At 71.6% G+C, this 14,243-nt stretch carries 12 protein-coding genes; 10 read left to right on the plus strand and 2 right to left on the minus strand.

Going from position 1 to position 14,243, the window contains the following annotated elements; all coding sequences use genetic code 11:
- The first annotated feature begins 62 nt into the window (after positions 1 to 62).
- The 8 genes from ruvC (at position 63) to ACZ4K2_RS12785 (ending at position 9,363) form a co-directional block, all read left to right on the plus strand.
- Positions 63 to 602: a crossover junction endodeoxyribonuclease RuvC gene (ruvC, locus tag ACZ4K2_RS12750; protein WP_467473266.1), complete on the plus strand. Its 540-nt coding sequence runs from the start codon at positions 63 to 65 to the stop codon at positions 600 to 602.
- A complete protein-coding gene (gene ruvA, locus ACZ4K2_RS12755; RefSeq protein WP_467473267.1) occupies positions 599 to 1,204 on the plus strand; it encodes a Holliday junction branch migration protein RuvA in 606 nt (201 codons plus the stop codon). The genes ruvC and ruvA overlap by 4 nt, the downstream gene beginning before the upstream one ends.
- A 25-nt stretch (positions 1,205 to 1,229) precedes the next feature.
- Positions 1,230 to 2,324, plus strand: coding sequence for a Holliday junction branch migration DNA helicase RuvB (gene ruvB / locus ACZ4K2_RS12760; RefSeq protein WP_467473269.1), 1,095 nt, complete (start codon positions 1,230 to 1,232; stop codon positions 2,322 to 2,324).
- Between the two features lie 180 nt (positions 2,325 to 2,504).
- Positions 2,505 to 3,017 carry a preprotein translocase subunit YajC gene (gene yajC / locus ACZ4K2_RS12765; RefSeq protein ID WP_467473271.1) on the plus strand — a complete coding sequence of 171 codons (513 nt, stop codon included), beginning with the start codon at positions 2,505 to 2,507 and terminating at the stop codon, positions 3,015 to 3,017.
- A 139-nt stretch (positions 3,018 to 3,156) separates the two neighbouring features.
- Entirely contained in the window at positions 3,157 to 4,944 is a 1,788-nt protein-coding gene (gene secD, locus ACZ4K2_RS12770; protein ID WP_467473272.1) for a protein translocase subunit SecD, read from the plus strand.
- A gap of 3 nt (positions 4,945 to 4,947) precedes the next feature.
- A complete protein-coding gene (secF, locus tag ACZ4K2_RS12775; RefSeq protein WP_467473273.1) occupies positions 4,948 to 6,054 on the plus strand; it encodes a protein translocase subunit SecF in 1,107 nt (368 codons plus the stop codon).
- Positions 6,051 to 6,590, plus strand: a complete 540-nt coding sequence (locus ACZ4K2_RS12780) for an adenine phosphoribosyltransferase (protein ID WP_467473275.1) — start codon at positions 6,051 to 6,053, stop codon at positions 6,588 to 6,590. Before secF ends, ACZ4K2_RS12780 begins: the two co-directional genes overlap by 4 nt.
- Positions 6,591 to 6,828: 238 nt before the next feature.
- Positions 6,829 to 9,363 carry a RelA/SpoT family protein gene (locus ACZ4K2_RS12785; protein ID WP_467473277.1) on the plus strand — a complete coding sequence of 845 codons (2,535 nt, stop codon included), beginning with the start codon at positions 6,829 to 6,831 and terminating at the stop codon, positions 9,361 to 9,363.
- Positions 9,364 to 9,440: 77 nt separating this feature from the next.
- Here ACZ4K2_RS12785 and ACZ4K2_RS12790 read toward each other — a convergent pair whose 3' ends face one another.
- Both ACZ4K2_RS12790 and ACZ4K2_RS12795 read right to left on the minus strand, forming a co-directional pair.
- Positions 9,441 to 10,670: a DUF349 domain-containing protein gene (locus ACZ4K2_RS12790; protein ID WP_467473280.1), complete on the minus strand. Its 1,230-nt coding sequence runs from the start codon at positions 10,668 to 10,670 to the stop codon at positions 9,441 to 9,443.
- Between the two features lie 188 nt (positions 10,671 to 10,858).
- Complete coding sequence (locus ACZ4K2_RS12795; RefSeq protein WP_467473281.1) at positions 10,859 to 11,680, minus strand: peptidylprolyl isomerase; 822 nt, start codon at positions 11,678 to 11,680, stop codon at positions 10,859 to 10,861.
- Positions 11,681 to 11,861: 181 nt separating this feature from the next.
- On the opposite strand from ACZ4K2_RS12795, the gene ACZ4K2_RS12800 reads away from it, so the two are divergent.
- Positions 11,862 to 12,569, plus strand: a complete 708-nt coding sequence (locus ACZ4K2_RS12800; protein ID WP_467473284.1) for an MBL fold metallo-hydrolase — start codon at positions 11,862 to 11,864, stop codon at positions 12,567 to 12,569.
- Between the two features lie 11 nt (positions 12,570 to 12,580).
- Positions 12,581 to 13,843, plus strand: a complete 1,263-nt coding sequence (gene hisS, locus ACZ4K2_RS12805; protein WP_467473285.1) for a histidine--tRNA ligase — start codon at positions 12,581 to 12,583, stop codon at positions 13,841 to 13,843.
- Positions 13,844 to 14,243: the final 400 nt, after the last annotated feature.

The raw sequence follows: 14,243 nt of genomic DNA on the forward strand, positions 1-14,243 counted from the left end.
TGTCAGTGGCAGCCGATAGCCTGCACGAACCGGTGGACGAGCCGCCGGAGGGAGGGGCGCGCGTGCGTGTACTCGGGGTGGACCCCGGACTGACCCGGTGCGGTGTCGGCGTCGTGGAGGGGGTCGCGGGCCGTCCGCTCACCATGGTCGGCGTCGGTGTCGTGCGGACGCCCGCCGACGCGGAACTCAGCCTCCGCCTCCTCGCCGTCGAGCGGGGCATCGAGCAGTGGCTGGACGAGCACCGGCCCGAGTTCGTCGCCGTCGAGCGCGTCTTCAGCCAGCACAACGTGCGCACGGTGATGGGCACCGCCCAGGCCAGCGCCGTGGCGATGCTGTGCGCCGCCCGGCGCGGCATCCCCGTCGCCCTGCACACCCCGAGCGAGGTCAAGGCGGCCGTCACCGGCAGCGGACGCGCCGACAAGGCCCAGGTGGGCGCCATGGTGACCCGGCTGCTGCGGCTCGCCGCGCCGCCCAGGCCCGCCGACGCCGCCGACGCCCTCGCGCTCGCCATCTGCCACATCTGGCGCGCCCCCGCCCAGAACCGACTCCAGCAGGCCGTCGCCCGGCACGCAGTCCACGCAACGAAAGGCCGTACGGCATGATCGCCTTCGTCAGCGGCACGGTCGCCGCACTCGCCCCCGACGCCGCGGTCGTCGAGGTCGGCGGCGTCGGCATGGCCGTCCAGTGCACGCCGAACACGCTCTCGACGCTGCGCACCGGCCGGCCCGCCAAGCTGCACACCTCCCTCGTCGTGCGCGAGGACTCGCTCACCCTGTACGGCTTCGCCGACGACGACGAGCGCCAGGTGTTCGAGCTGCTGCAGACCGCGAGCGGCGTCGGCCCCCGCCTCGCCCAGGCCATGCTCGCCGTGCACACCCCGGACGCGCTGCGCCGCGCGGTCGCCACCGCCGACGAGAAGGCCCTCACCGCCGTCCCCGGGATCGGCAAGAAGGGCGCGCAGAAGCTGCTGCTGGAGCTGAAGGACCGGCTCGGCGAGCCCCTCGGCGCCCCCGCCGTCGGCGCACCCGTCAGCCAGGGCTGGCGCGACCAGCTGCACGCGGCCCTGATCGGCCTCGGCTACGCCACCCGCGAGGCCGACGAGGCCGTCACCGCCGTGGCCCCCCAGGCCGAGGCCGCCGGCGGCACCCCGCAGGTGGGGCAGCTGCTGAAGGCGGCCCTGCAGACCCTGAACCGCGCCCGCTGACCCCCGACACCGACGAGGCACCATCATGAACTGGGACGACACGACCGGCGCCGCGGCCGAGGAGTGGGCCGCCGACCCCGCGGGGGAGCGGCTCGTGGGCTCCGTCGCGGACCGGGAGGACCAGGCCGTCGAGGCCGCCCTGCGCCCCAAGGACCTCGGCGAGTTCATCGGCCAGGAGAAGGTCCGCGAACAGCTCGACCTGGTCCTGCGCGCCGCGCGCGCCCGGGGCGCCACCGCCGACCACGTGCTGCTCTCCGGCGCCCCCGGCCTCGGCAAGACCACCCTGTCGATGATCATCGCGGCCGAGATGGGCGCCCCCATCCGCATCACCTCGGGCCCCGCCATCCAGCACGCCGGCGACCTCGCCGCGATCCTCTCCTCCCTCCAGGAGGGCGAGGTGCTCTTCCTCGACGAGATCCACCGGATGTCCCGGCCCGCCGAGGAAATGCTGTACATGGCGATGGAGGACTTCCGCGTCGACGTCATCGTCGGCAAGGGCCCCGGCGCCACCGCGATCCCGCTGGAACTGCCGCCCTTCACCCTCGTCGGCGCCACCACCCGCGCGGGCCTCCTGCCGCCGCCGCTGCGCGACCGTTTCGGCTTCACCGCGCACATGGAGTTCTACGAGCCGCGCGAGCTGCAGCGCGTCGTGCACCGCTCGGCGGCCCTGCTCGACGTCGAGATAGCGCCGGACGGCGCCGCCGAGATCGCCGGCCGCTCCCGCGGCACGCCCCGCATCGCCAACCGCCTGCTGCGCCGCGTCCGCGACTACGCGCAGGTCAAGGCGGACGGCGTGGTCACCCGGGAGATCGCCGCCGCCGCCCTCGCCGTCTACGAGGTCGACGAGCGCGGCCTCGACCGGCTCGACCGCGCGGTCCTGAAGGCGCTGCTGAAGCTGTTCGGCGGCGGACCGGTCGGACTGTCCACCCTCGCCGTCGCGGTGGGGGAGGAGCGCGAGACGGTGGAGGAGGTCGCCGAGCCGTTCCTGGTCAGGGAGGGTCTGCTCGCCCGCACCCCGCGCGGCCGGGTCGCCACCCCCGCGGCCTGGGCGCACCTCGGCCTGACCCCGCCGGGCGCCGCGTCGGGCGGAAACGGACAACAGGACCTGTTCGGGGCGTGACGGCCGCCGCGCGGCGAGGGCGGTGGCCCGGCAGGAACGCAGGTGCCATGCTGAGCGTTGTTCCATACAAGCGGACTCGCTTAGACTCCGCCGATGCCGCCCTTCCGGGCGGCGCAGACCCGCACCCCCATACCGACAGGCCGCTCACCCGCGCGGTCGCGCGAAGGAATACTCCGTCCCGTGAATGCCTATACCCTCCTCCCGTTCATCGTTCTCATCGCGGCCATGTTCCTGATGACGCGTTCGGCCAAGAAGAAGCAGCAGCAGGCCGCCCAGATGCGGAACGAGATGCAGCCCGGTTCCGGCGTCCGCACGATCGGGGGCATGTACGCGACGGTCAAGGAGGTCAACGAGGACACGGTCCTCCTCGACGCCGGGCCGGGCGTCGACCTCCTCTTCGCCAAGAACTCCATCGGCGCCGTCCTCACCGACGACGAGTACAACCGGATCGTCCACGGCATCGAGCACGACCTGAAGTCCGACGCCGGCCTGGTCCCGGACGACGCCGCCTCCCTCACCGGGACCGACGGGCCCGCGGGCACCGCCTCCGACGACAGGATCGACCTCGGCAAGAAGGACACCGCCGAGCACGGCGAGGACGCGATCCGGGCCGCCGAGGACAAGGCCGACGCCGCCGAGGCCAAGGCGGAGGACGAGGCCAAGAGGACCGACGGCGACTCCGACACGAAGTAGCCACGCCCCGGGACGTGCGACGGCGGCATGACGGCGCCCGCGCATCCCGGGCGCGTCTGTTTCCCGCACGGGAACCCGACACCATGCCATGGCCGACCGCGCCGTCCGCGCGGGGCGGCCCGAGAGGGAGTACGAGAAGGTGGCTGCACCTAAGAGGGGCCGAAGCGCGAGCGCCCAGAGCAAGCCAGGGCGCTCGCTGGCCCTCATCCTGATCGCCATCGTGGCGCTCACCGGAGGCATGTTCCTCTCCGGGCACAAGACTCCGCGTCTCGGCATCGACCTCGCCGGTGGTACGAGCATCACGCTCAAGGCGAAGGCCGACCAGGGGTCAGCGATCAACAAGGCCAACATGGACACCGCGGTCGACATCATGAACCGCCGCGTCAACGGCCTTGGTGTCTCCGAGGCGGAGGTGCAGACCCAGGGTAACGACAACATCATCGTCAACATCCCCAAGGGCACCAACTCCAAGGAGGCCCAGGAACAGGTCGGCACCACCGCCAAGCTGTACTTCCGGCCGGTCCTGGCCCAGGAGGCCAGCATCCCCGCCGGCAGCCCCTCGCCGAGCGCGTCGCCCAGCGGCGGCTCGTCGCCGAAGCCCGGCGCGAGCCCGTCGTCCAGCGCCTCCGCCAAGGAGAAGGCGTCCTCGCCCGGCTCCTCGTCCCCCTCGGCCTCGGCCACCTCCCAGGGCCGCCCGGTCACGGACGCGCTGAAGGCCGGCTCCAGCCCCTCGCCGAGCACCTCCGCCTCCGGCAGCGGCAAGCCGTCCGCCAGCCCCTCGGCCTCCGCCGGCGGCGGCTCGGGCGCCGACGCCAAGCTCCAGGCGCAGTACGCCGCGCTGGACTGCACCAAGCCCGCGGTCCGCGCCAACGCCGGCAAGAAGGTCAAGCCCGGTGACCCGACCGTGGCCTGCGGCCAGGTCGACGGCAACTGGTACAAGTACCTGCTGGGCCCGGCCGCCGTGGACGGCACCGAGGTGAAGAAGGCCCAGGCGGTCTACGACACCCAGGGCGCCTCCGGCTGGCAGGTCCAGATGACCTTCACCAAGACCGGCGCGAACAAGTTCGCCGACATCACCGGTGAGCTGGCCCAGAAGGCGCAGCCGCAGAACGAGTTCGGCATCGTCCTGGACGGCGAGGTCGTCTCCAGCCCGTACGTGAGGCAGTCGATCACCGGCGGCCAGGCCGAGATCTCCGGCAGCTTCAAGCAGGAGGAGGCGCAGAACCTCGCCAACATGCTGTCGTACGGCGCCCTGCCGCTGTCCTTCCAGGAGCAGTCCGTCACCACCGTCACCGCCGCGCTCGGCGGCGAGCAGCTGCACGCCGGTCTGGTCGCGGGCGCGATCGGCCTCGTGCTGGTCGTGATCTACCTGGTGGTCTACTACCGCGGCCTGTCGCTCGTCGCCATGGCCTCGCTGCTGATCTCCGCCATGCTCACCTACCTGATCATGACGCTGCTCGGCCCGGCCATCGGCTTCGCGCTGAACCTGCCGGCCGTCTGCGGTGCCATCGTCGCCATCGGCATCACCGCGGACTCGTTCATCGTGTACTTCGAACGCATCCGGGACGAGATCCGCGAGGGCCGCTCGCTGCGTCCCGCCGTCGAGCGGGCCTGGCCGCGTGCCCGGCGCACCATCCTGGTCTCCGACTTCGTGTCGTTCCTCGCCGCCGCGGTGCTCTTCATCGTCACCGTGGGCAAGGTGCAGGGCTTCGCGTTCACGCTGGGTCTGACCACCCTGCTCGACGTGGTCGTCGTCTTCTTCTTCACCAAGCCGCTGATGACGCTGCTGGGCCGCCGCAGGTTCTTCGCCGACGGCCACAAGTGGTCCGGGCTCGACCCGAAGGGCCTGGGCGCCAAGCCGCCGCTGCGCCGCACCCGCCGTCCCGCCGGTCCCGCCGCCGGCCCCGTCGACCCGAAGGAGGCGTGAGCGATGACGAAACTCGGCAACCTCGGCGCCCGACTGCACCGCGGCGAGATCTCCTACGACTTCATCGGCAAGCGCAAGATCTGGTACGGCATCTCGATCCTGATCACCATCACGGCCATCGTCGGCCTGGCGGTGCGCGGCCTGAACATGGGCATCGAGTTCCAGGGCGGCGCGGTCTTCACGACGCCGACGAAGATGAGCACGTCGGTGGCCCAGGCGGAGGACTACGCCACCGAGGCCTCCGGCCACGAGGCGATCGTGCAGAAGCTGGGCAACGGCAGCCTGCGCATCCAGATCGCCGGCATCGACACCGGCCAGTCCGACCGGATCAAGCAGGAGCTGGCCAAGGACCTGAACCTCGACCCCGAGAAGCTCGCCGCCGACCTGGTCGGCCCGAGCTGGGGCGAGCAGATCGCCAACAAGGCCTGGGAGGGCCTGGCGATCTTCATGGTCCTCGTCGTGATCTACCTGGCGATCGCCTTCGAGTGGCGCATGGCCATCGCGGCCCTGATCGCGCTGATCCACGACATCACGATCACGACCGGTATCTACGCGCTGGTCGGCTTCGAGGTCACCCCGGGCACCGTCATCGGTCTGCTGACCATCCTCGGTTACTCGCTCTACGACACGGTCGTCGTCTTCGACAGCCTCAAGGAGTCGACGAAGGACATCACCAAGCAGACCCGCTTCACCTACAGCGACATCGCCAACCGGTCGATCAACGGCACCCTGGTCCGCTCCATCAACACCACGGTCGTCGCGCTGCTGCCGGTCGCCGGTCTCCTCTTCATCGGTGGCGGCTTCCTCGGCGCGGGCACCCTCAACGACATCTCGCTGTCGCTGTTCGTCGGCCTCGCGGCCGGTGCCTACTCGTCGATCTTCATCGCCACGCCGCTCGTCGCCGACCTCAAGGAGCAGGAGCCGGCGATGAAGGCCCTCACCAAGCGGGTCATGGCCAAGCGCGCCCAGGCCACCGCCAGCGAGGACCCGGCGCAGGCCCGCACCGCCGACGACGGCGACGACGACGCGGCCCCCGCCGTGGTGGGCCCGCGCGACCAGAGCGCGTCCCGCGGCCGGGGCCGCGGCCGGACCTCGGGGAAGCGCCGATGACCGACATCCAGGAGCTGCTGCTCAGCCGCATCCGCGACGTCGCCGACTACCCGGAGCCGGGCGTGACGTTCAAGGACATCACCCCGCTGCTGGCCGACCCGGTGGCCTTCACCGCCCTGACGGACGCCCTGGCGGGCATCGCGGTGAGCGCCGGGGCCACCAAGGTCGTCGGCCTGGAGGCCCGGGGCTTCATCCTGGGCGCGCCGGTCGCCGTGCGCGCCGGGATCGGCTTCATCCCGGTGCGGAAGGCCGGCAAGCTGCCGGGCGCGACGCTCGGCCAGGCGTACGAGCTGGAGTACGGATCGGCGGAGATCGAGGTGCACGCCGAGGACCTGACCTCCGGCGACCGGGTGCTGGTCGTCGACGACGTCCTCGCCACCGGGGGCACCGCGGAGGCGTCCGTGCAGCTCATCCGCAGGGCCGGCGCGGAGGTGGCCGGGGTCGCGGTCCTGATGGAGCTCGGGTTCCTGGCAGGACGGCGCAAGCTGGAGCCGGTGCTCGGCGGCGCGCCCCTGGAGGCGCTGATCACCGTCTGACCGACGGCGGGACACGGAGAACGGGCACCTGGGGAAGCTCCCCACGTGCCCGTTCTCCGTGTCCTGGCGGCCGACGACCACGTGATCGGAAGGCGGGCCCGGGAATCCCGGACCCGCCCTCCGTGTTCTGGGTACACGGTCCCCACAGCCGCCCGCAGGCGATGACCGGGCGCAGGATCGCTACCATGGGGTGCCCGGAGCCTGACCGGGGGACCCGGATCGCGCACGAGGAGCCCTCTTGCCAGACGAGGCCCAGCCACTGACCGCCGCCAAGCCCGAGCCCGCCTCGGCCGCAGCGGCGAAGCCCGCGCCGAGCGCTTCCCACGTGAAGAACGACTCCCGTGGGGCGGTCGAGCGCGCCCAGTCCGCGCCCGTCGAGAAGAGCGCCGAGTCCACGCGGCCCAAGCCCGCCCCCGCCGAGCGCCCGGCGCAGCCCCCGGTGGTGCGCCAGCCCGCGCAGCCCGCCCGCGCGGGTTCATCCAACCGCGTCCGGGCCCGCCTCGCCCGCCTCGGGGTCCAGCGCGCGAACCCGTACAACCCGGTCCTGGAGCCGCTGCTGCGGATAGTGCGCAGCAACGACCCCAAGATCGAGAACTCCACGCTGCGCCAGATCGAGCGCGCCTACCAGGTCGCCGAGCGCTGGCACCGCGGCCAGAAGCGCAAGAGCGGCGACCCGTACATCACGCATCCGCTCGCCGTCACCACCATCCTCGCCGAGCTGGGCATGGACCCGGCCACCCTGATGGCGGGGCTGCTGCACGACACCGTCGAGGACACCGAGTACGGCCTCGACCAGCTCCGCCGCGACTTCGGTGACACCGTCGCCCTCCTCGTCGACGGCGTGACCAAGCTGGACAAGGTCAAGTTCGGCGAGGCCGCGCAGGCCGAGACCGTGCGCAAGATGGTCGTCGCCATGGCCAAGGACCCCCGCGTCCTGGTCATCAAGCTCGCCGACCGCCTGCACAACATGCGCACCATGCGCTACCTCAAGCGCGAGAAGCAGGAGAAGAAGGCGCGCGAGACGCTGGAGATCTACGCCCCGCTCGCCCACCGCCTCGGCATGAACACCATCAAGTGGGAGCTTGAGGACCTCGCGTTCGCGATCCTCTACCCCAAGATGTACGACGAGATCGTACGGCTGGTGGCCGAGCGGGCGCCGAAGCGCGACGAGTACCTGGCCATAGTGACCGACGAGGTGCAGACGGACCTGCGGGCCGCCCGTATCAAGGCGACCGTCACCGGCCGCCCGAAGCACTACTACAGCGTCTACCAGAAGATGATCGTGCGGGGCCGCGACTTCGCCGAGATCTACGACCTGGTGGGCATCCGCGTCCTCGTCGACACGGTCCGCGACTGCTACGCCGCCCTCGGCACGGTGCACGCGCGATGGAACCCGGTCCCCGGCCGGTTCAAGGACTACATCGCGATGCCCAAGTTCAACATGTACCAGTCGCTGCACACGACGGTCATCGGGCCCAACGGCAAGCCGGTCGAGCTGCAGATCCGCACCTTCGACATGCACCGCCGCGCCGAGTACGGCATCGCCGCGCACTGGAAGTACAAGCAGGAGGCCGTCGCCGGTGCCTCCAAGGTGCGCACCGACGTGCCGAAGGCGTCCGGCAAGGACAAGGACGCCATCAACGACATGGCGTGGCTGCGCCAGTTGCTGGACTGGCAGAAGGAGACGGAGGACCCCGGCGAGTTCCTGGAGTCCCTGCGCTTCGACCTGTCCCGCAACGAGGTCTTCGTCTTCACCCCCAAGGGCGACGTCATAGCGCTGCCGGCCGGCGCGACCCCGGTCGACTTCGCGTACGCCGTCCACACCGAGGTCGGCCACCGCACCATAGGGGCCCGGGTCAACGGGCGGCTGGTTCCGCTCGAATCCACCCTCGACAACGGCGATCTGGTGGAGGTGTTCACCTCCAAGGCGGCCGGCGCCGGCCCGTCCCGGGACTGGCTCGGCTTCGTCAAGTCGCCGCGGGCGCGCAACAAGATCCGGGCCTGGTTCTCCAAGGAGCGCCGGGACGAGGCGATCGAGCAGGGCAAGGACGCGATCGTCCGCGCGATGCGCAAGCAGAACCTGCCGATCCAGCGGATCCTCACCGGCGACTCCCTCGTCACGCTCGCCCACGAGATGCGCTACTCGGACATCTCCGCGCTGTACGCGGCGATCGGCGAGGGGCACGTCTCCGCGCAGAACATCGTGCAGAAGCTCGTCCAGGCACTCGGCGGCGAGGAGGCCGCCACCGAGGAGATCGACGAGGAGGTCCCGCCGTCCCGCAGCCGCGGCCGCAAGCGGCGCTCCAGCGCCGACCCGGGCGTCGTCGTCAAGGGCGTCGACGACGTGTGGGTCAAGCTGGCCCGCTGCTGCACCCCGGTGCCCGGCGACCCGATCATCGGGTTCGTGACGCGCGGCAGTGGCGTGTCGGTTCACCGCCACGACTGCGTCAACGTCGACTCGCTCTCCCGCGAGCCCGAGCGCATCCTCGACGTGGAGTGGGCGCCCACCCAGTCCTCGGTCTTCCTCGTCGCCATCCAGGTGGAGGCCCTCGACCGCTCCCGGCTGCTGTCGGACGTCACCCGCGTCCTGTCCGACCAGCACGTCAACATCCTCTCGGCGGCCGTCCAGACCTCCCGCGACCGGGTCGCCACCTCCCGGTTCACCTTCGAGATGGGCGACCCCAAGCACCTCGGCCACGTCCTGAAGGCCGTGCGGGGCGTGGAGGGCGTGTACGACGTGTACCGCGTGACCTCGGGCCGCAGCAGGTCGTAGCCGCCGGGCGCGTGGGCGCGCGCGAGAGGGCCCCGTACACGCGTACGGGGCCCTCTCGCATCCGCGGGCGGGGGATCTCAGCCGCCGAACTCCTGGAGGCCCTTCAGAGCCTGGTCCAGGAGCGCCTGGCGGCCCTCGAGCTCCCGCTCCAGCTTGTCGGCCTTGGCGTTGTTGCCCTGGGCGCGCGCCTGCTCGATCTGGCCCCGCAGCTTGTCCACGGCGGCCTGGAGCTGGCCCGTCAGACCCGCGGCACGCGCGCGTGCCTCCGGGTTCGTCCGGCGCCACTCGGCCTCCTCGGCCTCCTGGAGCGCCCGCTCGACGGTCTGCATCCGGCCCTCGACCTTCGGCCGGGCGTCCCGCGGCACGTGGCCGATGGCCTCCCAGCGCTCGTTGATCGAGCGGAACGCGGCCCGCGCGGACTTCAGGTCGCCGATCGGCAGGAGCTTCTCGGCCTCCTCGGCCAGCTCCTCCTTCAGCTTCAGGTTCTCCGACTGCTCGGCGTCCCGTTCGGCGAACACCGAGCTGCGGGCGGCGAAGAACACGTCCTGGGCACCGCGGAAGCGGTTCCACAGCTCGTCCTCGTGCTCGCGCTGGGCGCGCCCCGCGGCCTTCCAGTCCGCCATCAGCTCGCGGTAACGGGCGGCCGTCGGCCCCCAGTCCGTGGAGCCCGACAGCGACTCCGCCTCCGCGACCAGCCGCTCCTTGATCCGGCGGGCGTCCTCGCGCTGCGCGTCCAGCTGCGCGAAGTGCGCCTTGCGGCGCTTGGAGAACGCCGAGCGGGCGTGCGAGAAGCGGTGCCACAGCTCGTCGTCGGACTTGCGGTCCAGGCGCGGCAGCCCCTTCCAGGTGTCCACCAGCGCCCGCAGCCGCTCACCGGCGGCCCGCCACTGGTCCGACTGCGCCAGCTGCTCGGCCTCGGTGACCAGGTCCTCCTTGGCCTTGCGGGCCTCGTCGGACTGCTTGGCCCGCTGGGCCTTGCGCTCCTCGCGGCGGGCCTCCACGGTCGCCACGAGCTTGTCCAGCCGGCCCCGCAGCGCGTCCAGGTCGCCGACCGCGTGGTGCGCCTCCACCTGCTCGCGCAGGTGGCCGATGGCGGTCTGGGCGTCCTTGGCCGACAGATCGGTCGTCCGCACGCGCTTCTCGAGGAGGCCGATCTCGACAACCAGGCCCTCGTACTTGCGCTCGAAGTAGGCAAGCGCCTCCTCGGGGGAGCCGGCCTGCCAGGAACCGACGACCTGCTCGCCGTCGGCCGTACGCACGTACACGGTCCCCGTCTCGTCGACGCGGCCCCACGGGTCGCTGCTCACAGCGCCTCCTCCACATGATGCCTGCGGGGAGCCTCAGCGCCCCCGGGCATCGTCCACAGTTTCGTCACGGCCAACATAGGCGACCAGCGGGTGACCTGTCCGCATCCAGCGCCACCGAAATTCCGCTACCCGCGGTGTTGACGTCCACGTGCGGATAGCGGCCCGGCGGGGCGGGGTCTTCGGGGACTTCAGGACTTGGTGACGGTGGCCTTGTCGATCACGACCGTCGCGTTCGGCGCACCGTCGCCGGCACCGGTGCTCTCACCGGCCGCGGCGATCTTGTCCAGCACCTTCAGGCCGGCCGCGTCGATGGTCCCGAACGGGGTGTAGCTGGGCGGGAGCTGGCTGTCCTTGAAGACGAGGAAGAACTGGCTGCCGCCGGTGTGCTTCTGGCCCGTGTTGGCCATCGCCACCGTGCCCGCCGGGTAGGTGTTGTTCTTCAGGCTCGCGTCCTTGAGGTTCTCGTCCGGGAGCGTGTAGCCGGGGCCGCCCGTGCCGGTGCCCTGGGGGTCACCGCACTGCAGGACGTAGATGCCCTGGGTGGTCAGGCGGTGGCACTTGGTGTGGTCGAAGTAGCCCTCGCGCGCGAGGAAGTCGAAGGAGTTGACCGTGTGCGGCGCCGCGGCCGTCTTCAGCGCGATGCCGATGTCCCCGCACGTCGTCGCGAGCTTCAGCGTGTACTTCGCCGACGTGTCGATCGACATCGCCGGCTCCTTCTTCCAGCTCAGCTTCTTCACCGAGCCGGCCGCCGGCTTCGCGCACGGGTCCTCGGGCTTGCTCGTCGGCGCGGCGCTCGGCGTCGTCTCCGCGTTCGCGTTCGTCTTCTTGTCGTCGTCCTTGAGCACACCGGTCGTGTACAGGGCGACACTGCCGATCACGACGACGCCGAGCACCGACGCGATCACGGAGTTGCGCAGACGGGACTTGCGCCGCGACTCGGTACGCCGCTGCTGCTGCCGCAAGAACTTCTCCCGGGCGAGCTGACGCCGCCGCTGCTCCTGGCTGACCACCGGGTTGTCTCCTATGCGTGTCGTGAGTCGGCCGGGACGCGTACGCCCTCGTGAGCCGACCGCTGCGTGTAGCCCCGTACCGTATATGGGATCGCTGAGGAAACGGCAGCGCCGGTAGGCTCTGAGAGCAGCTTGCGGCCGTCAGCAGTCCGCCACGTAGTCGACACAACGAAGGACGATCGTGCTCATTGCCGGGTTCCCCGCCGGGGCCTGGGGGACGAACTGTTATCTCGTCGCCCCCGCCGCCGGTGAGGAGTGCGTGATCATCGACCCCGGCCACCAGGCCGCCCAAGGCGTCGAGGAAGCGCTGCGGAAACATCGTCTCAAGCCCGTCGCCGTCGTCCTGACCCACGGCCACATCGACCACGTGGCCTCGGTCGTCCCCGTCTGCGGGGCGCACGGTGTACCGGCGTGGATCCACCCCGACGACCGGTACATGCTGAGCGATCCCGAGAAGGCGCTCGGCCGCTCCATCGGCATGCCGCTGATGGGCGAGCTGACCGTGGGGGAGCCGGACGACGTCAGGGAGCTGACGCACGGCGCGGGTCTGGAGCTGGCCGGACTGGAGTTCTCCGTCGCGCACGCGCCGGGCCATACCAAGGGGTCGGTGACCTTCCGGATGCCCGAGACCGCCGACGTCCCGTCGGTGTTCTTCTCGGGGGACCTGCTGTTCGCCGGCTCCATCGGACGCACCGACCTGCCGGGCGGATCCATGGAGGACATGTTGCGGTCGCTGGCCCGTGTGTGCCTGCCGCTCGACGACTCCACCGTGGTGCTGTCCGGCCACGGCCCCCAGACGACCATCGGCCAGGAGCGCGCCACCAATCCCTACCTGCGGCAGGTGGCGGCCGGCCAGGGAGCCGCCGAGGCTCCCCGACGAGGAATGTGACGAGAATTTCCGTGAGCACTTTCAAGGCCCCCAAGGGCACGTACGACCTCCTGCCGCCGGACAGCGCCAAGTTCCTCGCCGTCCGCGAGGCGATCGCCGCGCCGCTGCGCAACTCGGGCTACGGCTACATCGAGACGCCCGGTTTCGAGAACGTCGAGCTGTTCGCGCGCGGTGTCGGCGAGTCCACGGACATCGTGACCAAGGAGATGTACGTCTTCGAGACCAAGGGCGGCGACCGGCTCGCCCTGCGCCCGGAGACCACGGCACCCGTCCTGCGGGCGGTGCTGGAGGCCAACCTCCACAAGGCCGGCAACCTCCCGGTGAAGGTCTGGTACTCGGGCTCGCAGTACCGCTACGAGCGCCCCCAGAAGGGCCGTTACCGGCACTTCTCCCAGGTCGGCGCCGAGGCGATCGGCGCGGAGGACCCGGCGCTGGACGCCGAGCTGATCATCCTGGCCGACCAGGCGTACCGCGCGCTGGGCCTGCGGAACTTCCGCATCCTGCTCAACAGCCTGGGCGACAAGGAGTGCCGCCCGGTGTACCGGGCCGCGCTCCAGGACTTCCTGCGCGACCTGGACCTCGACGAGGACACCCGCGGGCGCATCGACATCAACCCGCTGCGCGTCCTGGACGACAAGCGCGAGTCGGTGCAGAAGCAGCTCACCGGCGTGCCGCTCCTGCGCGACTACCTGTGCGACGCGTGCAAGGCGTACCACGAGGAGGTGCGCGAACTGATCACCGCGGCGGGCGTGGTCTACGAGGACGACCCGAAGCTGGTGCGCGGCCTGGACTACTACACCCGCACCACTTTCGAGTTCGTGCACGACGGCCTCGGCTCGCAGTCCGCGGTGGGCGGCGGCGGCCGGTACGACGGCCTGTCCGAGATGATCGGCGGCCCCGCGCTGCCGTCCGTCGGCTGGGCCCTCGGCGTCGACCGCACGGTGCTGGCGCTGGAGGCGGAGGGCGTCGAGCTGGACCTGCCCTCGGCGACCAGCGTCTTCGCGGTCCCGCTGAGCGAGGAGGCCCGGCGCGTGCTGTTCGGCAAGGTCACCGAGCTGCGCAAGGTCGGGATCGCGGCGGACTACTCCTACGGCGCCAAGGGCCTGAAGGGCGCCATGAAGAACGCCAACCGCAGCGGGGCCCGGTACGCGCTCATCGCCGGCGAGCGCGACCTCGCCGAGGGCGTCGTCCAGCTCAAGGACATGGAGTCCGGCGAGCAGACCGCGATCGGCGTCAACGAGATCGTGGCGGAACTCGAGTCCAGGCTCGGCTGACGCACCGTACGGGCGCCGGAGTCCCCGGCGCCCCTCCCGGTGCCGGGACCGGCCCGACCCGCACCGGCTCGCGGGCCGTCAACGCGGCGGACGCCCGTTCGCCCCGCCGGGTGATCCGCGCGCGGGATCTCCACGCGCGCGTGCCCGCGCCGGACACGCGCCCTGGGACGGCGGCCTGCTCCCTCCCGTCACCTGAGGCCCGCGCCGGGGGCCCCGGCCCCCGTGGTCCCCGAGCAGGCCGGACGCCCGGCCGGGCCCGGCCGCCCCGCCCCGGCGCCGCCCGGGGCGGCCGCCCGCGCGGCCCCCGCGCACCCGTCGTACGTTCGCCCGTGCGTGCTGTCCGGAACGCGGTCCGCAGCCGGAACCCGGCGATCGGGGCCCGTCGGCGCCCTTCCCTTTA

Source organism: Streptomyces sp. NPDC025833 (assembly GCF_055558055.1).